This window comes from Pseudoduganella sp. SL102, from assembly GCF_027856995.1.
In the GTDB taxonomy this organism is placed as follows: Bacteria; Pseudomonadota; Gammaproteobacteria; order Burkholderiales; family Burkholderiaceae_D; genus Rugamonas; species Rugamonas albidiflava.
Window position 1 is genome coordinate 1242150 of the sequence record NZ_CP115554.1, and the last position, 21549, is coordinate 1263698.

Genomic DNA, 21549 nt, shown 5'->3' on the forward strand with positions numbered 1-21549 from the left:
CCGATCGCCGCCAAAAATTCTTGCAGGAAAAAACGATGTTTAGAAAGAATCCAATCCTGCATGAGCTGGCCACCCGGCCGCTGGAGCGTGTGTCCTGGGCCGGCCCCTATGCCATCCTGCTGCGCATGCTGCTGATCGGCCTGGCCGTGCTGTCGCTGTCGCGCATGGGACTGATAGCGTGGCAGTGGCAGCGCGTGGCGGCCGAAGGCATTCCGGTGCAGATGCTGGTGCAGGGCGTGCGCGCCGACCTGATCCTGCTCGGCTACCTGCTGGCCGTGCCGCTGCTTCTGGCACCATTGCTGGCCTATCGCCGGCTGGCCACGCTGTGGCGTGGATTCACGCTGGCGTGGGCCACGGCCGCGCTGGTGTTCGTCGTGTTCATGGAGTTGTCCACGCCGCAGTTCGTGATGCAGTACGACGTGCGACCGAACCGCCTGTTCGTCGAGTACCTGTCGGACCCGGTCGAAGTGTGCGCCACGCTGTGGCACGGCTTTCGTGCCGCCGTGCTGCTCGGGCTGGCCGGCACGGTGCTGCTGGGCGTGGCCATCCACCGCCTGCTGCGCGCGGGAGCGACTCGCGTGACGATGTGGCCGGCGCGGAAACTGCTGCTCACCTGGCCGCTGATCTGCCTGGCGGTCGTCATGCAGATCCGCTCGACAACTGCCCACCGCCCCGCCAATGCGGCCCTGTTCGCGCTGACCAGCGATGCCATGGTCAATTCGCTGATCATCAATTCACCCTGGTCGATGCTGGAAGGCGTGGCCTCGATGCTGGAAGAAAAGACCTCGTCGGCGATCTATGGCGAGATGGACCGGGCGCGCGTGGTCGCCGAGGTGAAGGCGGCGCCGTGGCTGCGCGATCTCCGTTTCACGGATCCGGCGATGCCCACGCTGCATGTGCAGGAACCGGCGATCCGGCGCGAGCGGCCGCTCAACCTGGTGATCGTGCTGGAGGAAAGCCTGGGCGCGACGTTCGTGCAATCGCTGGGCGGTTTGCCGCTGACGCCGGAACTGGAAAAACTGAAGCACGAGGGCTGGTGGTTCGAGCAGCTGTATGCGACCGGTACCCGGTCGGTACGCGGCATCGAGGCGGTGGTGGCGGGCTATGCGCCCACGCCGGCGCGCAGCGTGGTCAAGCTGTCGCTGTCGCAGACCAATTTCTATACGCTGGCGGCCGGGCTGGGGCAGCAGGGCTACCACACGGAATTCGTGTATGGCGGCGAGGCCCACTTCGACAATATGCGCAGCTTCTTCACCGGCAACGGCTTCCAGAAGATCGTCGACCGCAAGCAGATGAAGCCGGCGTTCACCGGCAGCTGGGGGGCCTCGGACGAAGACCTGTTCGACAAGTCGCTGGAGCGGCTGCAGGCGCTGCACCGGGAAGGCAAGCCGTTCTTCAGCCTGATCTTCACGTCGTCCAACCATGAACCGTTCGAATTCCCGGACGGGAAAATCGCGCTGCATGACCCGGACAGGCAGACGGTGAACAACGCCGTCAAGTACGCCGACTTCGCACTCGGCAAATTCATCGCGGCGGCGAAACGGGAAGACTACTGGAAGGACACGGTGTTCCTGATCGTGGCCGACCACGACAACCGCGTGTACGGCAACGCCCTGGTGCCGGTGAAGAAATTCCACATCCCCGGCCTGATCCTCGGTGCGGATATCGGGCCGAAGCGCATCGCCACGATGGCCAGCCAGATCGACCCGGCGCCGACGCTGCTGTCGCTGATGGGCGTGGCCAGCGAGCACCCGATGATCGGCCGCGACCTGGTGCGCGACAGCACGTCGCCGGGCCGCGCACTGCTGCAGTTCGATAATTACTTCGCCTACCTGGAAGACAGTACCGCCACGATCCTGCGGCCGTCCGGCAGCCCGCTGCTGGGGCGCTACGATACCGCGACCGGGACGTTCGACAACGATGCGGCCGGCACGCCCACGGCGGCCCAGGTGCGGCGCGCGATGGCCCACGTGATGCTGCCGTCGCTGATGTACCGGGAAGGATCGTACCGGCTGCCGCAAGGGAAATAGCCGGGCGTCACGGCTTGCCGAAGCCGTGCTTCGCCAGGATCGCCTGGCCCGTTCCGGAGGCAACGTAGCCGGCGAACTGGCGCGCCAGTGCCGGCTGCGGCGCATTGGCGACGACGGCGATCGGATAGCGTACCGGCGTGGCGGTCGGAATCGTGGCGACGGCTTTGACCTTGTCCTTCTGCGCCAGCACGTCGGTGGCGTAGACGAAGCCCGCATCGACTTCGCCGCGCGCCACGTAGTCGAGGCTCTGGCGAACCGAGGTGGCAAAGACGAATTTCGCTTCCAGCCCTTGCCACAGGTTCGCTTTGGTCAGCGCTTCCTTCGTATAGCGGCCGATCGGCACGCTGGCCGGATTGCCGGTGGTCAGGCGCCGCGCACCGGCCAGGTCGGCCAGTGACGCGATCCGGCTGTTCAGCGGCACGACCAGCACCACCGTGTTGCTGGCGAAATCGCGTCGCGTGCCGGATGCCAGCAGCTTCTGGTTTTCAGCCTTGTCCATCGCTTCCTGGTCGGCGGAGGCGAACACGTCCACCGGGGCACCCTTGGCGATCTGCTGCACGAGCGGGTCGGAAGCGGCGAAGTTCAGCAGCACCCGGTTGCCCGGGTGCGCCGCCTCGAACGACTGCGCCAGCGCCTTGAACGCGTTGGTCAGGCTGGCCGCCGCGGACACGGTGACGTCGGCGGCACCGGCTACCATCGGGATCGCCGCCACCAGCACGGCGGCAAGGAATTTGTTTGGCATCGCCGCTCCAGGGGTATGTGCAAAGCGCAATATACATGAGTATATAGCGCTGCCGCCAGCTACTCTTTGTCATGACTTTCGATAGCCGGATGACATGGCCGGGCAATGCGGGAGGAGCGGTTGGGTAGCGTGCAGTGGCGGGGCTGGTGGGCAGCTTTGCTGCCGGAACGGCGGCGGCCACCGCGGCGCCTGGCGGTTCGGCACGGCCGGGCCAGATGCGCGAGCGCACCGTGGCACCCGGATCGGATGGCGCCCGGTGCGCAGGGAACAACGCCTGTGTTATTCCTGCTTGTCCTTCAGCGCCTGCAGCTGCTCGCGCAGTTGCGGGCCGTTGAAGTGCGTGTAGTCCTTGTTGAACTCGGTCTTGATCAGGTCTTTCAACTGAGGATCGATGACGGTGCGCAGCGTGCCCAGGAACTGTGGCGAGGCGGAAATGACCAGGTGGGCGAACCGGCCTTCCTGGTGTGCCTTGCTCAGGTAGGAGGAAATATCCTTGGCGAACCTGACCGCCTCGGCCTCGTTGGGGGTGACGGCTGGCTGGTACTGCTTGTTCGGCGCGCCGGAATTGGCATTGTGCGCGATGCCGGGCGCCTGGTTGCCGCTGCCGATGTTGTGGCTGCTCTTCGCGGCGGCCGTTGGGCCGGCCTGGTCGGTGACGACATCGGAGATGCTCTGCTTTGCGCCGGGACTGACCATGTCCTCGATTTCCTGCAGAGGTTCGGTCAGCGCGGACTCCTCGAAGATCCTTGCCCGGCCCGCATTGGCCGTGATAATCCAGGTTGGTTTCATGCTATTCCTGTCTCGGTATGTGATCGTGAATAGTATGTTTCGGCGATGAGGCACCGCCGGAAACAAGCGCAGTGCCATGAAGTCCGCATGCCCGCCGCGCGGGCCAGGAACGCCGGCTGCCATCCGCATGCCGGTCATGGCGAGCCCAGTATAGCCCCGGCGCCGGAACCCCGGCGCACCAACGCGGCGGGGCGCAAATCCGCTGAGAAACAGCCGGGCTGGCGGCACGCCAGCCTGCCGTGCGCGCGCCGGCGCGCGACTTGCGCACAATGTGCCGATTCCAGACCACAGGAGGGCATGATGGCAAACGAACAGAAAGACTTGCAGAACCAGGGCGGCCAGGGTGCCGGCAATGCACAGCGCGCCACCAACCAGGATACGCTGGCCGAGCAGGGCGCCCGGCCAGTGCCGGCGCATCCCGCACCGGCGGCGCCGGGCGCGGAAGTGGTGGGCGCCGCCGGCGGCACCGATGCTTCCGCAGCGGCAAAACAGTCCGGGAATTCCGGCCCCGGCGGCAAGGGCTTGCGCGATGATGGCGCCGATACGACCGGCATGCCCGGAACGCCGGGCGGCACGGTGTCCACGGACCGGATGCGCCCGGCCACCGACTCGGCGGTAGCCGGCGGTACAGGGCTTGGCGAGGCCGCCAGTGCCGGCGATACGCGGACTGGCACCGGCACGCCGTCCGGCCATGGCACGTCGCTGGCGGGCGGGGATGGGCGGCAGCCTTGAGGTCGCGCGCGCGGCGGCTCAGCCGGCCGGCCGAACGGCGGGCCGGTGGTCGGCGTGCCGTGTCTCCGGCCGGGCCGCCGCCGTGAACTTTTCCTGCATGTAGTCCAGGAAAGCCCGCACGCGCGGGCTCAGGTGCTTGCGACTTTGCCAGGCCAGGTACAGCGGTTCCTGTCCCGCAGGCTGGAATGCCGCCAGCACTGGTACCAGCAGGCCCGCGGCCAGGTCGTCGTCGACATGGAAGCGGGCCAGGCGGACCAGCCCGAGCCCGTGGCGCGCCAATGCGAGCAGCATGTCGCCCTGGTTTGCGCCGAGGTTGCCTCTGGCCGCGACCGTTCGCGGCGCGCCGTCCTGCATCACCGGCCACAGGTTCCAGTCGGCGCGGTGGCTGAAGTTGATGCAGTTGTGGTGCGCCAGGTCATCCGGCGTTTGTGGCGTGCCATGGCGCGCCAGGTAGGAAGGCGCGGCGCAGATGATCCACGGACTGTCGAGCAGGCGCCGGGCCACCAGCGAGGAATCGGGCAGCGGGCCGCCCTGGATCGACACGTCGATACGCTGCTCGACGAAATCGACCGGCTCGTTCGTCAGGTGAAACTCCACCCGCAGCTTCGGGTACCGCGCCAGGAATTCACCGATCACCGGCACCAGCTGGTGCTTGGCGAAGCTGACCATCGAATGCACCCGCAGCGTGCCGCTGATCGTGCCCGAGCAGGACAGCACGGCGTTTTCGGCGCTGCTCAGCGCCGCGAAGATATCCTGGCCTTCGTCATACAGCACCCGGCCCGCATCGGTCGGCGTCAGCATGCGCGGCGTGCGATGGAACAGCCGCACGGCGAGCCGGTCCTCCAGCCGCGAGACCAGCTTGCTCACCGCCGATGGCGACAGATCAAGGCGGCGCCCTGCCGCTGAAAAGCTGCCTGTCTCGACCGCCGCCAGGAACACTTCCAACTCGCTCAACTGGATCGTCACCGGCTCTCCGCTGCTGTGAATTTTCGTCATAACCCATTGACGATTATCGCATTGCGGGCGTGCCCCCGCGCGCCGCAAGATAGGACACACCGTGCGCCCGACGCACACCTTCCCAGCGCCAAACCAGGAGATCCAGCGTGTCCAAGTCCACCGAACGTACCCACCCGAAAAGCCTTGTCGGCTTCCCCCAGCCGCTGCCCCGTTTCGCCATCGACGACCTTGTCGTGCCGGATGCCGTGCCGGAGGACGAACGCGAATGGGTGCCGCAGGCCCCGGATGTGTGGTTTCGCCCACTGATCCTGAACGTGACGCAGGGCTATTTCGTGAACGTGCTGCGCGTGCGCAAGAGCGGCGTGCTGTCGCGCCACCGGCATGACGGCCCGGTGCACGCCCACGTATTGAAAGGCCGCTGGTATTACCTCGAGCATGACTGGACCGCGACAGAGGGCTCGTATGCCCACGAGATTCCCGGCGAAATCCACACGCTGTACGTGCCGGACGACGTGAGCGAAATGATGACGCTGTTCCATGTGACCGGGGCATACACCTACCTCGACGAGGAAGGCAAGCCGGTCGGCTATGAAGACGTGTTTACCAAGCTCGAAGCGGCGGTGAAGCACTACGAGGCGGTCGGCCTCGGTACCGATTACGTTCGGCGCTTCATCCGGTAGCGGCGCGATCCGGTTCCAACTGCGCTTGCCCGACACAGGAGACACCCGCCGCCCGGCGGGCCCGACAACAATCAAAGGAGCAGCAACATGAGTACCGATACCGGCGGCATCGCCGTTCCCTTCGCGGGCAGCACGGCACAGCCCGATGAAATATCCCGTCAACAGGCCCGCGAACAGGCCACCGTTTACCGGAAGGTCAACCTGCGCCTGATCCCCTTCCTCTTCATTTGCTACGTGGCGGCTTACCTCGACCGCATCAACATCGGCTTCGCGCAACTGCAGATGAAGGCGGACCTGGGTTTCAGCGACGCCGTGTACGGCCTGGGCGCGGGCATCTTCTTTTTTGGCTATGCGCTGTTCGAAGTGCCCAGCAACCTGCTCCTTGAAAAGATCGGCGCGCGCAAGACGCTGTTGCGCATCATGGTGCTGTGGGGCCTTACCTCGGCCGGGATGATGTTCATCACCACGCCGACCCAGCTGTACATCGCGCGTTTCCTGCTCGGCCTGTTTGAAGCGGGATTCTTCCCCGGCATCATCCTGTACTTCACGTACTGGTACCCATCCGGCATGCGCGCCAGGATCATTGCCCTGTTCATGTCCGGCATGGCGGTAGCCGGTATCATCGGCGGGCCGCTGTCGGGGTGGATCATGAATGACATGGCCGGCGTCAACGGCTGGGCCGGCTGGCAGTGGATGTTCCTGCTCGAAGGGTTGCCGGCTGTGTTGCTCGGCGTACTGGCCTGGTTCGTACTGCAGGACCGTCCGCATGACGCCCGCTGGCTGTCGGCACGCGACAAGGAGGTGATCGACAATACGCTCCAGCAAGACCGGCAGGCACTGGGTCCCGCGCACCACGGATCGCTGCGCGACGCCATGCGCGATCCCAAGATCTACATCCTGGCGTTCGCATACTTCACCTTCATCGCCGGCACCTATGTGATCACGTTCTGGCTGCCTGCCATCGTGAAGAGCTTCGGCGTCAGCGATCCACTGCGCATCGGCCTGCTGACGGCGATCCCGTACATCATCGGCGCCATCGGCATGGTCTTGCTGGGCAAAAACTCGGACCGCACCCGTGAGCGGCGCTGGCATGCCGCGGGCGCCGCCTTACTCGGTGGCGCGGGGCTGGTCGTATCCACGCTGCTGCCCGGGAACCTGACGCTGGCGCTGGTCGCCTTGTCGTTCGCGGCGATCGGCATCCTGGCGACGATGCCTCTGTTCTGGGCAATGCCCGCGGCCTATCTGTCCGGACCGGCTGCGGCGGGCGGGATTGCACTGATCAATTCGCTTGGCCTCGTCGGCGGCTTCGTCAGCCCGTTCGTGATCGGCTGGTTCAAGACCGAAACGGGCAGTGTGGATGGCGGCTTGTACTTCGTGGCAGCAATGATGGTGCTGGGCGCACTCGTCCTGCTGGTCGGCATGCCGGCAAAGTCGCTGCGCGAACGGCGCGGAAGCTGAACGGATAAACAAAAACGCCACCCGGAAGTGGCGTTCGTTTTCACTGCGCGACGATCAGATCACGCCTTGCGCCAGCATCGCATCGGCCACCTTCACGAAGCCGGCGATGTTCGCGCCATCCACGTAGCTGACGCTGCCGTCCGGCCGGGCGCCGTACTTCAGGCAGGCCGCGTGGATGCCCTGCATGATCTGCAGCAGGCGGCCATCCACTTCCTCGCGCGGCCAGCTGATGCGCTCGGCGTTCTGGCTCATTTCCAGGCCGGACGTGGCGACACCGCCGGCATTGCTGGCCTTGCCCGGCGCATACAGCACGCCGGCGGCCTCGAAGGCTTTCGCCGCCTCGATGGTGGAGGGCATGTTGGCGCCTTCCGCCACGCACAGTACGCCGTTCCGGATCAGCATGGCGGCATCGTCCGCATCGAGCTCGTTCTGCGTCGCGCAGGGCAGGGCGACGTCCACCGGGATGTGCCATGGCCGGACGCCGGCTTCGAAGCGGCTGCCGGTGCGTTCCGCGTAGTCGCTGACGCGGCCATAGTGATGATTCTTCACCTCCATCAGGATCGCCAGCTTTTCAGGCGTGAAACCATCCTCGTCGATCACGGTGCCGCTCGAATCCGATACGGTGATGACCCTGGCGCCCAGTTCCATCGCCTTTTCCACCGCGTATTGCGCCACGTTGCCCGAGCCGGAGACGCTGACCCGCAAGCCTTCGAAGGAACGGCCGCGCGTTTTCAGCATCTCGTCCGCGAAGTAGACCGTGCCGTAGCCGGTCGCTTCCGGGCGGATCAGCGAGCCGCCGAAGCTCAGGCCCTTGCCGGTAAACACGCAGTCGGCGCGATTGCTGAGCTTTTTCATCATGCCGGCCATGTAGCCGACTTCGCGGCCGCCCACGCCGATGTCGCCGGCGGGAACGTCGGTGTCCGAGCCCACGTGGCGGAACAGTTCGCTCACGAAGGCCTGGCAGAAGCGCATCACCTCACCGGGGCTCTTGCCTTTCGGGTCGAAGTCGGAGCCGCCCTTGCCGCCGCCCATCGGCAGCGTCGTCAGCGCATTCTTGAAGGTCTGCTCGAAGGCCAGGAATTTCAGCACGGACAGGGTGACGGACGGGTGGAAGCGCAGGCCGCCCTTGTACGGGCCGATGGCCATGCTGTGCTGGATGCGGTAGCCGCGATTGACCTGCACCTGGCCATGGTCGTCGACCCAGGAGACGCGGAACATCACGACCCGCTCGGGTTCGACCAGGCGGTCCAGCAAACCCTGCTCGGCATATTTCGGGTGTGCTTCGATGAAGGGCCACAGGCTTTCCATCACTTCGGTAACGGCCTGCAGGAATTCAGGCTGGCCAGGATTGCGGTCGGCGACGTGCTGCAGGAACTGGTGTACGGATGCGTATTTCATGTGAATCCCAAAGAACGAAAGGCGTCGCTGCGGGAGAGACGGCGGAGAGCGGATATGCATCATTCGGGTGCATTGCGCACCAAAGCCGTGCATAGCAAGGCCGATCATAACAAATAAAGATGCTTCGGCAAAAGTGTCACTTGCAAAATTTTAGTGGGCGACGGGCGTCGAATCAGGAATTTGATTGCTTGGAGCGCCGGATGCCAAGGTGGCGCCGGTGCGGGGAGGCGGGAAAAGCGGGACCGCGGCGGACGCGGTAATCAGCTCCCGCTGCGAAGACACGGCAATAAAAAACGCCACCCGAACCGCTGTTCGAGTGGCGTTTTCCCAGGACCGCTGGCTGGCCTGCAAGCTCGTGGCCTGCAAGCCGTTCGGCTCAATCAGAACTGGTTCATCGTGTTGTGCTTGCCTGAGGCCTTCAGCGCAGCTTCGCCGCTGAAATATTCCTTGTGGTCGTCGCCGATGTCCGAACCCGACATGTTCTGGTGCTTGACGCAGGCGATGCCCTGGCGGATTTCCTTGCGCTGGACGCCGGCCACGTAGCCCAGCATGCCCTGCTCGCCGAAGTATTCCTTCGCCAGGTTATCGGTCGACAGTGCGGCCGTATGGTAGGTCGGCAGCGTGATCAGGTGGTGGAAGATACCGGCTTCGCGGGCAGCGTCGGCCTGGAACGTACGGATCTTTTCGTCCGCGGCGATCGCCAGTTCGGTGCCATCGTATTCCACGCTCATCAGTTGCGAACGCTCGTAAGCGGACACATCCTTGCCTGCTTCCTTCATGGCGTCATAGGCTTGCTGGCGGAAGTTCAGGGTCCAGTTGAAGGACGGGCTGTTGTTGTACACCAGCTTGGCGTTGGGGATCACCTTGCGGATTTCCTTCACCATGCCGCCGATCTGGGCGATATGCGGTTTTTCGGTCTCGATCCACAGCAGGTCGGCGCCGTTTTGCAGCGAGGTGATGCAATCGAGTACGCAACGCGCTTCGCCGGTGCCAGGACGGAACTGGAACAGGTTGCTCGGCAAGCGCTTCGGCCGAACCAGCTTGCCATCGCGCTTGATCACGACATCGCCGTTGGCGATCGAATCGACCGTCACTTCGTCCGCATCCAGGAAGGAATTGTACTGGTCGCCCAGGTCGCCCGGTTCGCGGGTGAAGGCGATCTGCTTGGTCAGGCCGGCACCCAGCGAGTCGGTACGCGCAACGATCAGGCCGTCATCCACGCCCAGTTCCAGGAAGGCGTAGCGCACCGCGCGGATCTTGGCGAGGAAGTCTTCATGCGGAACCGTGACCTTGCCATCCTGGTGGCCGCACTGCTTTTCATCGGAAACCTGGTTCTCGATCTGGATGCAGCAGGCACCCGCCTCGATCATCTGCTTGGCCATCAGGTAGGTTGCTTCGGCGTTGCCGAAACCGGCGTCGATGTCGGCGATGATGGGCACCACGTGCGTCACGTGGTTGTCGATCTGGTCCTGGATCGCTTGCCGGGCAGGGCCTTCGGGGGCGGCGTCCAGCTGGCGGAACAGGCCGCCCAGTTCGCGCGCATCGGCCTGGCGCAGGAAAGTGTACAGCTCGCGGATCAGGCCGGCGACGGCGGTCTTTTCATGCATCGACTGGTCAGGCAGCGGACCGAACTCGGAGCGCAAGGCGGCGATCATCCAGCCGGAGAGGTACAAGTAGCGGCGCTCGGTGCTCTGGAAGTGTTTCTTGATCGAGATCATTTTTTGCTGGCCGATGAAGCCGTGCCAGCAGCCCAGCGACTGGGTGTACTTGGAGGAATCGGCGTCGTAGTTCGCCATGTCGGCGCGCATGATCGCGGCCGTGTACCGGGCGATATCGAGGCCGGTCTTGAACCGGTTCTGGGCGCGCATCCGTGCGGCGGACTCGGGGTTGATGGCATTCCATGCGCTGCCTTCCTTGTCCTTGAGGGTGGCGATGGCTTGGATATCGTCTTGGTACTGTGACATGTGAAACTCCCGGTAGAAGTAGTAAGAGTAAGCGGATCGAAAGTCGTGTCGTTGTGCGTTGCGCCGGTTCACAGCCTGCTTTGGAAGGCGGTGAATCAAGCGCGTCTCCATGTACACAGAATAGACCTTCTGGCCGGGTCGCGTCCACTCTTATATAAGACACATGAGTGAATTTATTTCGATCAAAAACAATGGGTTATCGTAAGTTTTTCATGATGCGGCATGAAAAATCAGTAAATGAAATGACCCGGCCGTTTCCCGTCCGGCTGGAATCCACATTGTGAAATGGATTTTCAGCTGCAGGAACCACAGCGTCGCATTCAAGATTTGGGCCAGGTCGATTGGAGCAGGGCGCGTACCGGACTGGCGTCAAAACCAGCCCTGGCCGCGGTACCAGGCAACCGTATCGGCCACGGTGGTTTCGAACGGCCTGAACGCCAGGCCAAGTTCTCGCTCGCTCTTGGCGTGATTAAAATGGGTACGACCGGCTTCCCTGGCCATCAGCCGCACCGTGGCCAGGCTGAGCAGGACAGGCCGGCCGGTGACGCGTGCATAGAGTTCCTGCACTGCCGCCAGGAGGTACAGCATGGGCAAAGGCAGCTCCCGCGTCGGTGTCGCGACATTGGCAACCCTGCCCAGCAAGGGCACCAGCTGCCGCATCGTCATGTGGCGGCCCGCCGCCAGATAACGTTCGCCTCGCTGGCCTCGCAATGCCGCCGCGATATGTGCTTGCGCCACGTCGCGGGCGTCCACCACGGAAAAGCTGCCAGGGACCACGCCCGGCAGCTTGCCGCGCACCACGTCGTTGACGAACTGTCCGGACGAGGTAGGGCCGATGTCGGCCGGCCCCCACATCCACCCGGGCAGCACCAGGCTCGCATGCATGTCCGGATGGGTCGCCAGGAAGTGCAGCACGGCTTGGTCGGCCAATATCTTGCTGCGGTAGTAATCGTCGGCGTCGTCCAGGTCGCGCAGGCATGACTCGTCGACCGATATCCCGGGTTTCCCCTGCAGCACGCCGATGGACGAGGTGTGGACGAAGCGGCGTACCCCGGCGCGGTAGGCCAGCTCGATCAGCGAAGCCGTGCCCTGCACATTGATGCGTTCCAGTTCCTGCCAGTGGCTGCCGCCCTTGTAGTTATCGCGAAAAAAAGCCGCGGTATGAAATACCGCATCGCACCCTTGCAACTGGTGGGCGAAGGCCGCCACATCGGCCATGTCGCCCTCTACCAGGTCAATTCCCGTCAAGCCTGCAAACTGGCGTGTTCCTTTCGGCGCCGAGCGGACCAGGGCCTTGACGGTAACGCCACGCCAGACGAGTTCCCGTACCAGGTTGTTGCCGAGCAGCCCGGTTGCTCCCGTGACGAAAGCGCAGCGCAATGAGGTGTTATCTTGCATATCAATTGATTTTCAAAGTTCAAGTGATATCTACTCTGCGGGATGGCTTTTTAAATGTCAATTGATATCTGGATTTTCTGAAATCCGGATTTCATGTGCTATCTTTACGAGCATGAATGTTTCCCCATCGAGAAAGCGCCTGAGCCGCGCGGAAAACCAGGCGCAAACCCGCACCCGGCTGATCGAAACCGCACAGCAGCTGTTCGTTGCAAATGGTTATGGCGCCACCTCGATTCGCGACATCGCGGAGCAGGCCGGTTTTTCGCAGGGCGCCTTCTATTCCAACTTCGCCAGCAAGGAAGAGGTCTTGCTCGAGTTGCTGACTGGGCATATGGAAGCGGAAGCCGTGCAGCTGTCGGGTGTGATGCAGGCCGGAGACAGCACGCCCGAGCAGATCTTCGCGGGACTGGAAGCGTGGGCCGCCACGCTCAACCAGGACATCAACTGGAGCATGATGTCGATCGAGCTGCAGTTGCATGCCACCCGCAGCCCGACGTTCGCAGCGAAATACCAGGCCGTATGGGATACCCACCGGAGCAGGCTGGGCCACGTGGTCCGCAAACTGTTTACCGCCCTGGGTCGCCTGCCGCCAGCCGAGCCGGAAGAGCTGGCCGCCGCGTTCATGGCGCTGGCCCATGGCCTGGCGCTGCAAGGCGGAGATGGGCGGCCCGACCCGTCGGGGCGGTTGATCCTGGTATTCCTGCGCGGGTTGGTCGCCGGTGCGCCGCTGGCCGGGGCAGCCGATCGTTGAATCCGCCGGACCGGGTTGTCACGGGATGCCATCCCGGCGCGGACCGGTAGCGCATGGTAGCCACGGCATCCTGGAAACCGGCCATGGCGGGCGGCGACGCTCGCCCAGCCGGATGGTCCGGTGTAAGCTGTGAATGTTGTCACTCCAACCTGAAGGAAATTTATGAAACCGCTGTTTTCCGACGAGGAAGCGAACGCGGCATCCGCGCTGCCCGTGGCTCCCGCTCCCGCGTTCCCGCCGCTGCTCGACCCTTCCCGCCCGACGGACAATCTGCCCGCGGCGCGCCCCGAGGCGAGCGCAGCCCCGGTGGTCCGTGTCGATCTCTCCGGTATCGATGACAAGGCCATCGAGAGCCTGGGTGGCTCCACCGGCGCCGGAGTGGCGAAGGTGTCGGCCAAGCTGCTCGGCACCGTGCGGGCGTCGGATGCCGATGTGTTCGGCACACAGTTGAATGAACTGATCGCCACGTCCAAGGGCCTGGATCCGGCCAGGCTGCGCTCGGGCGGCCTGCTGTCGCGCGTCACGAACATGTTCGGCTCGGTCAAGGAAAAGATGCTGTCGCAATACCAGGTGGTCGAATCGCGCATGGATACGCTGGTGGCGGAGATGACGCGCCACGCCAATGTGCACAGGGGACGCATCCAGGATTTCGACGAGATGTACAAGGGCCTGGAAAGCTACTACCAGGGCCTGGATGCCGACGTGAAGAAGGGCGAGGGCTGGGCGGTCCAGCTGCGGCAGGCGGTCGCGCAGCAGGGCACGGCCGCCAACGCTTTCGAAGCGCAGCAGGCTACCGAGCTCAAGCGGCGTCTCGAACGCCTGGAAAAGCGCATCGACGACCTGCGCCGCGCGATGCTGATGGCCACGCAGATGGTGCCGCAGATCCGCCTGTCGCAAGACAATGCCCGCGCGCTGACGGACACGTTCACGGATATCGTCAACGTGTCCATTCCAGCCTGGCGCAACGTCTTCTCGCTCTACCTGTTGCAGCTGGAAGCCAAGCAGAGCGCGGCGGTCGCCAACGCCGCCTACGACGCCACCGACGCGGCATTCCGCGCCCAGGCCGACATGCTGCTGGAAAATACCGAAACGGTGGCCCGCGCCAAACAGCGTTCACTGGTCAGCCTGGAAACCGCCCAGCATGTGCAGGCGCAGCTGGTGTCCGCGTTCGACAAGCTCGAACAGATATCGAACGAAGGCCAGCAGCGCCGCAAGGACGAGCTGCCGAAACTGCAGGAGCTGGAGCGCGAACTGATCACGCGCTTTTCGCCAGGCGCGCAGGCGGGCGTGCAATGACCGGCAGCGGCCATTGATCCGGCTGCGCATTCCAGCGAAAATATTCTTTTCACCATATAAGGAAAGCCCATGTCGACGATGCTCGAAACTGGCCATCGCATCAATCTCGAAAAAGCCGCGCCGGGCTTGAAGCGTGTTCGTATCGGTCTCGGCTGGAAGGTCAACGCAGCCGAAGGCCAGGCATTCGATCTCGATTCGTCAGTATTCCTGTGCGGGAAGAACGCGGACGACCACCCGGTCATGCTCAGCAATGCCCACTTCGTTTACTACAATCACACGAAGTCCCCGGATGGCGCCGTGGTGCACTCCGGCGACAACCGCACGGGCGACAAGGATGGCGACGACGAAGTCATCACCGTCGACCTGGCCAGGGTGGAACCGGGCGTTGTGGAGATGCCGATCGTGGTCACGATCCACGATGCCGAGGCGCGCAAACAGACTTTCGGCCGCGTCAACGACGCCTACGTGAAGGTGTACAACGACGATACCGGCGAGATCATCGCGCAATACGACCTGGACGAAGACTACTCGGACAAGACCGCCTTGCAGTTCGGCTCGCTGTACCGCAAGGATGGCGAATGGCGTTTCCAGGCCGTCGGCGCCGGTTTCAAGCTGAACCTGGCAACCTTCATCCGCAAGCTCGGCGGCACCGTCTGAAGACGGTCGCGCCTTCCCGCCGCAACGCCTTGTGCCGGGCGACGCCGATTGCTCCCGATGCCGATTGACCGATGACACACCAGAAGCCCAGGGCATTCGACTTCGGCGAGGAGCCGGAGCCTCCCGCCGATCCAGCCGGTCCTCCTGCCGTGCCGCGGGCATTCGACTTCGGCGACGCGCAGGAACCCGCGCAACCCGCTGCGCCGGCGGCAAGGGGCGGGGCGCCCAAGGCGCTGTCGTTCGACGATCTTCCCGCGACAGTTGCACCCACGGGAATGATCCCAAACGCCGTGGCCAGGGCGCTGTTCGAGAGCGAAGATCATCCCGCGGTGCGTGATGCCCTGGCAACCGCCCGCGTCAGCTTCCCGGCATTGTTCGAGCACTCGGAACAGCGCCTGGCCGCGCTGTTCCGCCGCCTCCTGCCGGTCAGGCTGTCACTGGTGGCCGAGTGGGCGGAAGGGCCGCTGATGGGGCAGGCCGCGCTGCTCCAGCCCATTACCGAGCTGGTCCTGGCGTTTTCCCGGATGGGCGTGCCCGCGCTGCTGGACGAAGCGCTCGAGAGCACCCGGGACACGCCGGGCATGTTCGGCAAGCTGTTCCGCCGCCCGGCATCGCCTGCCCGGTTCAAGCCCGCGCTCACGGCAGCCCGGGCGCAGCTCCTGCAGCTCATGGCGGACAGCGAAGTGGCCATGCGCGACCTGGAAGAGTCGGCGCGGAACCTCACGCTGCACGGGGCGGCGCTTGCCGTGGCGAGTGAACTGGCCGGTGGCGCTGCGGATGCGGCGCTGCTGGATGCGCTCACGCAGCGGCGCACGCTGATCCAGCAGGCCATGCGCCAGGCCGAGCTGTCGATCCTGCAGATGGGGCAGGTGCGCCAGCAGGCCGCCGACCTGATCGGCCAGGTGTCGTCCTTCCTGACCGTCACCTTGCCCGCGCTGGAAATGGCACAGGCGCAGGGCGGCGAATGAAGGGATTGGCAGCGGCAGTTTTCTTGCGTGCCGTGCGCCGATAACGCGTCAAGCCACCGGCATGGACTGCCGGTTTCAGAACACCGCTTCGGCCCTGGGGCCGGCATCGCTGGCGGAAATGCTGACCAGCTTCCATCCATTTTCGGAACGGGACCAGACTTGTGTGCCACCACCGGCTTGTTGCACCGTCCCGGCGTTTTTCAACAGAATGGTCTGCCTGTATTCATTCACGAGAATGGCAGTCGAGGCATCGATGACGGTCACTTTGACGTTGGAAAACTCGAGGGAGACGATTTTCTGGACCATTTCGAAGCCGGCCGAGATGAGCTTTTCGAGGTCCTCGAAGGCGTGCCAGACCTTGCCATCGGCACCGAGGCCGGTGAATTTTTCTCTGTCGATGAATTCAAGATAGCGGCTTGCATCGAGTGCTTCGGAGGCATCGACCAGCCCTTTGAAGGCACGGAGGACTTCTGCTTCGATCGAGTCGTTGTCTGTCATTGTCGAATTCGCCGGCTGAGTTGCTGAATGAGTTGCTGAATGCGGGCCAGGGCCGCGCTGGCGTGGCGGGCATCCCTACCAGGGCAGTTCCGCCCCATTATAGGACCTGAACGAGCCGCTGTCGGCAGGTGTCAGCGCGTCGAGCACGCGCAGCATGTCGGCCACGGCATCCTGGGCTTGCCGCCCGATGGTCTCGCCCCGGAACGGTTGCGACAGGCGTGAGTTGACGGTGCCCGGGTGCAGCGCCACCAGCACGCTGTTTTTCTGGCTGCGCGCCACTTCGATGGCGGCGGTCCTGACGAGCATGTTGAGGGCGGCCTTGGATGCGCGATAGCTGTACCAGCCACCCAGCCGGTTGTCGCCGATGCTGCCCACCTTCGCCGACAGCATGGCCATGATCGCGCGCTCGCCGGCGAGCAGCGGAACGAAATGGCGCAGCACCAGTGCGGGGCCGAAGGTATTGGCCTGGAACGTCGCCTGCATTTGCGCGTAGTCGAGATCGGCCAGGCGCTTTTCCGGCATGAAGTCGTCGCCGTGCAACAGCCCCGCCGCATTGACGATCAAGTGGTAACGCCGGCCGTCGCCAAGGATGCGTGCCGCCTCGGCGACACTGTGTTCGTCGGCGAAGTCGATGGGCGGCGTCGAGTGGCGATGCAGGCCATGCACCGCTGCACAGCCCGGCGTATCTCCCAGCAGGTTGACGAAGGCCGCCCCGATCGTGCCCGAGGCGCCGATGACCAGGGCGTGGAATGGGTGGGGCAGGCTGTTCATCATGGTGGATGCTCCGTTGTCGACCGCGCGTTATCGCGCGTTATGGCGCGTTATTGCGCGTTGAAAGGGCGCCATGAACCGCCGCGCCGGGACGACCATTCTGCCGCATCCTGTCTCCACCGAACGACCCGATACGGGCGGGTGCTGTAAGATTTGCGATCGCCTTCCACCCATTTGCAGGAGTACACAAAATCCTACGTCTGTTGATCAGAGCGGTGATCCGCATGCCAAGGTTATCGCTCGCCGCCGCATTGCTCGTGCTGGCAGCGCTGGCCGGCACGATGACTTATACGGGTTTTCTTGTCATCGGCGTCCTGGCTGACTATCTCGGCATTGGCAGGGTCATGACCGGGCTGCTCCTGGGCGTCGTCTTTGCCAGGTTTCCCGCGATTCGCAACGGGAAAATGCGCATGGCCGGCCTGTTGCCGAAACCTGTGCGCCGGCCAGTCATGGTCGGCTTGCTTGCGCTTTGCCTGTCGACCCTCGTGTGGCGGGGCGAATACGTGCCCGCGCTCTTCACCGGTTTTACCACGGCTTTTCTGCTCGCATATCCCTGGATATGGCGGGCCATCTCCGGCCGGGTGTTGTCGTTTCTCCCGAAATTCATGTCTGGCCAACGTCCTTCCGGGGACACCGGTGGCACGGTGGTCGATGTGGAAATGCGGGAAAGGAAAGATTGAGGGTTGTCCATGTGGCTGCGGCAGGGCCATGCAACCCGAAAATCGACCGGGTTTCCCGACCGGGATGCCGGAAACAGGAACGCCACCCGAAGGTGGCGTTTTACTTTACTGCCTGAGCGTGGGGGCCTGCGCTTCGCTTCCCCCTTTCTCCACCATGGCAAGGGTGCGCTGCAAGCTGCTGCGTTGCCGGTCGTCCTTGGCCGATGACAGTAGGTTTCGCAGGATCGCGATATGCGCTGTCTGTTGTGCCTGCGCCGCAGGCACCGCGATGTCCGGCTTCACGCCGACTTTTTGCCAGCTGGTCCTGGTAACCGGATTGATCGTCCGTGCAACGGGGATGCCGACCACGATCCCTCGCCCCACGCTGTAGGGTGTTACGGGATTTGCGCCGCCCCCGGTCGTTTCGCCCACCAGTATTCCGCGTTTTTGCGTCTGAAAATCATAGGCGCATTCCTCCCCGCCGGAAAACGTCCCGGCCGAGGTCAGCACGTACACCGGCTTGTCGTAACGCTGCGTGATCGCCGCCAGCGTCCAGTACTGCCTGGTCGTATCGGATGGGCGATCATAGATGTCGTTGAGGTGGCGCTCGTCCCCGAGCGGGAAGAAATGGCTCATCAGGTAAGCCACGCTGGCAGGACGGCCGGCGCTGTTATGGCGCAGGTCCAGGATCAGCGCATCCGTTCCTGCGACCAGCGACATCGCCGCCGTGTATGCCGGGCCGACGAATTCGGTGGGCCCGAACCCGCGCAGTTCGATATAACCGACATTGCCTGGAAGGCGTTCGATCTTCTTGATACCGTGGCCCTCCCGTATCATGTTATCGCGCTGTTCGCTCATCTCCGCACTGCTCGGCACATCGTTGCTGCCGCCACGCTCGCGGAAACGTTCATCGTGCATCGCCAGGAAATGCTGGTCATCGCTGAGTTCACGTAGATCCTTCGACAGCGCCGCAGTGAACGCCTGTGCGGTCGTGGCGGCGGCATAGCCTCCTTCGGCATTTTTTTCGACAATCGAATTGGCGACGCGCTCGCCCACCTCCGGCAGGATGTAGTTCGACTTTATTTTCGCTGCCAGGGTCTGCACGACCGCACTGCGCTCGGCCTCGTTCAGGGGAGAATGCTCTGCCGCCAGTGCGGGAAGCGAAAACAGGGTACCGAGTACTACGCCCGCGATAACTTTTCTCTTGCTTGCCATGCCAACCTCCAGGTTTGTCTACTAATTGATTAGTAGTTGTGGGAAAAAAAATGCGCAACCATGCGCTTGCCGCCGGCGCAGCCGAAGCTTCATGCAAGTCCGGTTCGGCGCTTTCCTTCGTGTTCAAGCGCCGCGTCCTCTCATCTGCCGGATGCCCGTTCCGGCGTGCCCGTGTGCATGGCGGACATGGCAGCCACCCAGGATCGCACCTGTCCATCGACCGGCCTGGCGACCCCGTCTTCCCGATACAGCTCGAGCCGGTGGCCGTCGCGGTCGATGGCCAGGCGATAGTAGCGCTGCGCGTCGAACAGGTAACTGGCGCTGAATTCACGGTAGTGCCCGGACGCGAGGGGGCCTCGCATGGATTCACGTACCTGCATGTTGATCAGCAGGGCATGCGGCAGGCGAACCGTAGCCGCCAGCATGCAGCACAGGCAGGCGGCAATCAAAAGGAGCCCGGCGGCGCCGCGATGACGCGCACAGGCCCGTTCGTGCCGGGCCTGCACCAGATGGGCTACCCGCAGCCGCAAGGCACCGCCCTGCGCGGCAAGCGCCAGGCCCACCGATGGGAAGCGCGGCCGCTCCCGCTGCAGGCTGGCCAGCGCCTCGGCGAGCACAAGCGGATCGCCGCATACCTGGGCCGCAAGCGCATCGCAGGCCAGCTCGCGTTCCTCGCGCACGCGCCGGCTCAGCCACCACATCGCCGGGTGATAGAACAGCAAGCTTTCCACGCAGTGCTGCACGAGGTTCCAGATCCAGTCGAGACGGCGCACATGGGCCAATTCGTGCGCCAGCAGCGCGGCCAGCTGGTCCGTCGGCAGGCTGGCCAGCAGGCGCGTGGGAAGCCAGATGACGGGGCGCAGCACATATGCGGTAAACGGGGTGGCAATCTGGCTGCCGGCACGGACCGTCACCCTGCGCGCGATGCCGGACGCGGCGCGCAACTGTTCGATGCGCAAAGCCCACTCATCGGGCAAGACAGCGGGGGCGGAACTGTCGATGTTACGCAAGAATAGCCAGCCGCCCCAGCGCAGCGCCAGCATTACCGCAACGCCCGCCAGCCACATGAAAGTCATGGCCGGCAGTATCCAGTCAGTCCAGGACGGCACCGCGCCCATGTCCACAGTGCTTGCCAATCCCGGCACGTCGAAGCCCGGGCTGCCGCCACCCGTTGGCGCGGGCCATTGCCGGAGGTACCCGACAGCGGTCAACAGCGGAGCAGCGCACATCGCCAGCATCCAGGCCAGCCCGACTGAATGGCGCTGCCATGCCGCGCCGTGCCGCAGCAGCATGAAGCTGACCGCTGCGAAGAGGCCGAGTACCGCCACTTCCCACAGCGAGTGCAGCAGCGCGAAGGCGATGGCGGTAATGATCTGGTGGTGGTGGGTAATCATGCCGGGCCCGGGCGGCTCATTTCATGCGCCGCTGTTTTGCGTCGGCGATCAGTTTGCCGATGGCGTCGAGTTCCTCATCGCTCGCCGTGTCCGTATCGATGGCACGCTGCACCAGCTTGTAGGCTGAGCCGGAAAATGCATTGCGCAGGAAGTTTTTCAGCATCGACGTCTCGACCAATGGTTCCGAATACAGCGCGAAATAACGGTGGCTGCGCTCGGATTCATCGCGTCCGACCAATGCCTTCTCGGCCATGATCGTCAGCATCTTCAGCACTGTCGTGTACGCGGTGTCTTTTACCTGCAGGAGTTCGTCGTGCACCTCGCGCACCGTGGCGGGCTCACCCCGCCGCCACAGGATGCGCAGGATCGCCAGTTCGCCTTCGGTGGGTTGTGGTTCGTTCATCTGGTTCCTCTACTAATGTCTTAGTACTATAGGTTTAGGATAATCTCCTGTCAATGGATATGTTTCTTTCATCAATCGCGTTCGAATGGGACCTGCGCAGCGTCGCGCTGCGGCAAGCAGTAGCCGCCAGTATCCTTGGCAGGCTGCGATCCTCGGCTACGCCGATCACTGCGCGGTTGGCGTAAGCCCATGGGGAGAGGGGCAGCTGATCAGTTCCTGGCAGCGGCGGCGCATGGAGATCCCGAGCGCCGGGCCAACCCGACAGCTGCCAGGGAGAATGTAGAGGTAGACCGGAATCGGCCGGAAAGCAGGCTATCGATCCGGAAACAAAAAACGCCACCCGAAGGTGGCGTTTTGCGTTACTGCTGAATTCTTGGTCGCCCGGGGCGGAATCGAATCACCGACACAAGGATTTTCAATCCTCTGCCTGGCCTTCAATGATAGAAATACGGGGCCAGCACCGCGACTTCAGTAATATTATCGACCGGTAATCCGTTGCGCTCGGCGACCTGCCGGATTGCCTCAGGCGTTGGCGCATCGTAGATGCAGAACGTGTGGGTTTTATCGGTACTCACGTAGGAATGGACCCAGGTAACGCCTTGCTCGCTGTTGGTCTGGACCACTTTGCTCAAGGCGTCTGCGCCAGCGGCGTTGACGGGTATGTTGAGACCATCGGGGAAACTGCGTTCAACCATATAGCGCGGCATATCTGTCTCCTTGCTGTTATGAAGGACTGGCGATGACACCTTTGAGACTGCCCGGATAAAGTAGCGTAAAACCAAACGCAGG

Annotated in this window: 21 protein-coding genes; 9 read left to right on the forward strand and 12 right to left on the reverse strand. The window is 63.8% G+C overall.

Annotation, left to right across the window (positions count from 1 at the left end):
* Positions 1-35: 35 nt before the first annotated feature.
* Positions 36-2030 (forward strand): LTA synthase family protein, encoded by a 1995-nt coding sequence (locus tag OU994_RS05215; RefSeq protein ID WP_281609906.1) that lies wholly within the window; start codon positions 36-38, stop codon positions 2028-2030.
* Positions 2031-2037: 7 nt separating this feature from the next.
* Here OU994_RS05215 and modA read toward each other — a convergent pair whose 3' ends face one another.
* Together modA and OU994_RS05225 are read right to left on the reverse strand one after the other, a co-directional pair.
* Positions 2038-2772: a molybdate ABC transporter substrate-binding protein gene (gene modA / locus OU994_RS05220; RefSeq protein ID WP_281609907.1), complete on the reverse strand. Its 735-nt coding sequence runs from the start codon at positions 2770-2772 to the stop codon at positions 2038-2040.
* Positions 2773-3051: 279 nt separating this feature from the next.
* Positions 3052-3561, reverse strand: a complete 510-nt coding sequence (locus OU994_RS05225; protein ID WP_131147837.1) for a host attachment protein — start codon at positions 3559-3561, stop codon at positions 3052-3054.
* A gap of 297 nt (positions 3562-3858) precedes the next feature.
* On the opposite strand from OU994_RS05225, the gene OU994_RS05230 reads away from it, so the two are divergent.
* Entirely contained in the window at positions 3859-4293 is a 435-nt protein-coding gene (locus OU994_RS05230) for a hypothetical protein (RefSeq protein WP_281609908.1), read from the forward strand.
* An 18-nt stretch (positions 4294-4311) separates the two neighbouring features.
* Here OU994_RS05230 and OU994_RS05235 read toward each other — a convergent pair whose 3' ends face one another.
* The gene (locus tag OU994_RS05235) at positions 4312-5259 is read right to left on the reverse strand and encodes a LysR family transcriptional regulator (RefSeq protein ID WP_281609909.1); all 948 of its coding nucleotides are present in this window, start codon (positions 5257-5259) and stop codon (positions 4312-4314) included.
* Between the two features lie 137 nt (positions 5260-5396).
* On the opposite strand from OU994_RS05235, the gene OU994_RS05240 reads away from it, so the two are divergent.
* Both OU994_RS05240 and OU994_RS05245 read left to right on the forward strand, forming a co-directional pair.
* Positions 5397-5930, forward strand: coding sequence for a 2,4'-dihydroxyacetophenone dioxygenase family protein (locus tag OU994_RS05240; protein WP_281609910.1), 534 nt, complete (start codon positions 5397-5399; stop codon positions 5928-5930).
* A gap of 87 nt (positions 5931-6017) precedes the next feature.
* Entirely contained in the window at positions 6018-7388 is a 1371-nt protein-coding gene (locus tag OU994_RS05245; protein WP_281609911.1) for an MFS transporter, read from the forward strand.
* 54 nt (positions 7389-7442) lie between these two features.
* Here OU994_RS05245 and gdhA read toward each other — a convergent pair whose 3' ends face one another.
* The 3 genes from gdhA to OU994_RS05260 form a co-directional block, all read right to left on the reverse strand.
* On the reverse strand, positions 7443-8786 hold the full coding sequence (gdhA, locus tag OU994_RS05250; protein WP_281609912.1) for an NADP-specific glutamate dehydrogenase: 1344 nt from the start codon (positions 8784-8786) through the stop codon (positions 7443-7445).
* Between the two features lie 380 nt (positions 8787-9166).
* Positions 9167-10750, reverse strand: coding sequence for an isocitrate lyase (locus OU994_RS05255; protein WP_281609913.1), 1584 nt, complete (start codon positions 10748-10750; stop codon positions 9167-9169).
* A 369-nt stretch (positions 10751-11119) separates the two neighbouring features.
* Positions 11120-12148, reverse strand: a complete 1029-nt coding sequence (locus OU994_RS05260) for an SDR family oxidoreductase (protein WP_281609914.1) — start codon at positions 12146-12148, stop codon at positions 11120-11122.
* Here OU994_RS05260 and OU994_RS05265 point away from each other — a divergent pair.
* The 4 genes from OU994_RS05265 to OU994_RS05280 all read left to right on the forward strand — a co-directional run bounded on the left by OU994_RS05265 (position 12111) and on the right by OU994_RS05280 (position 15820).
* A complete protein-coding gene (locus OU994_RS05265) occupies positions 12111-12899 on the forward strand; it encodes a TetR/AcrR family transcriptional regulator (protein ID WP_281609915.1) in 789 nt (262 codons plus the stop codon). The genes OU994_RS05260 and OU994_RS05265 overlap by 38 nt on opposite strands.
* Positions 12900-13061: 162 nt before the next feature.
* A complete protein-coding gene (locus tag OU994_RS05270; RefSeq protein ID WP_281609916.1) occupies positions 13062-14195 on the forward strand; it encodes a toxic anion resistance protein in 1134 nt (377 codons plus the stop codon).
* 69 nt (positions 14196-14264) lie between these two features.
* Positions 14265-14852 carry a TerD family protein gene (locus OU994_RS05275; protein ID WP_131147831.1) on the forward strand — a complete coding sequence of 196 codons (588 nt, stop codon included), beginning with the start codon at positions 14265-14267 and terminating at the stop codon, positions 14850-14852.
* Between the two features lie 71 nt (positions 14853-14923).
* Positions 14924-15820 carry a hypothetical protein gene (locus OU994_RS05280; RefSeq protein WP_281609917.1) on the forward strand — a complete coding sequence of 299 codons (897 nt, stop codon included), beginning with the start codon at positions 14924-14926 and terminating at the stop codon, positions 15818-15820.
* A gap of 75 nt (positions 15821-15895) precedes the next feature.
* On the opposite strand, the gene OU994_RS05285 is transcribed toward OU994_RS05280, so the two are convergent.
* Both OU994_RS05285 and OU994_RS05290 read right to left on the reverse strand, forming a co-directional pair.
* Positions 15896-16318, reverse strand: coding sequence for a nuclear transport factor 2 family protein (locus OU994_RS05285; protein WP_281609918.1), 423 nt, complete (start codon positions 16316-16318; stop codon positions 15896-15898).
* A 75-nt stretch (positions 16319-16393) separates the two neighbouring features.
* Positions 16394-17089 carry an SDR family NAD(P)-dependent oxidoreductase gene (locus OU994_RS05290; protein WP_281611584.1) on the reverse strand — a complete coding sequence of 232 codons (696 nt, stop codon included), beginning with the start codon at positions 17087-17089 and terminating at the stop codon, positions 16394-16396.
* A gap of 224 nt (positions 17090-17313) precedes the next feature.
* On the opposite strand from OU994_RS05290, the gene OU994_RS05295 reads away from it, so the two are divergent.
* On the forward strand, positions 17314-17769 hold the full coding sequence (locus tag OU994_RS05295) for a hypothetical protein (protein ID WP_281609919.1): 456 nt from the start codon (positions 17314-17316) through the stop codon (positions 17767-17769).
* A gap of 105 nt (positions 17770-17874) precedes the next feature.
* Here the strand turns inward: OU994_RS05295 and OU994_RS05300 are convergent, their stop codons facing one another.
* The 4 genes from OU994_RS05300 to OU994_RS05315 form a co-directional block, all read right to left on the reverse strand.
* Positions 17875-18963, reverse strand: a complete 1089-nt coding sequence (locus OU994_RS05300; RefSeq protein WP_281609920.1) for a S41 family peptidase — start codon at positions 18961-18963, stop codon at positions 17875-17877.
* A gap of 140 nt (positions 18964-19103) precedes the next feature.
* Positions 19104-20357, reverse strand: coding sequence for a M56 family metallopeptidase (locus tag OU994_RS05305; protein WP_281609921.1), 1254 nt, complete (start codon positions 20355-20357; stop codon positions 19104-19106).
* 16 nt (positions 20358-20373) lie between these two features.
* Entirely contained in the window at positions 20374-20760 is a 387-nt protein-coding gene (locus tag OU994_RS05310) for a BlaI/MecI/CopY family transcriptional regulator (RefSeq protein WP_281609922.1), read from the reverse strand.
* A gap of 434 nt (positions 20761-21194) precedes the next feature.
* Complete coding sequence (locus tag OU994_RS05315) at positions 21195-21467, reverse strand: DUF4242 domain-containing protein (protein ID WP_281609923.1); 273 nt, start codon at positions 21465-21467, stop codon at positions 21195-21197.
* Between the last annotated feature and the right edge of the window lie 82 nt (positions 21468-21549).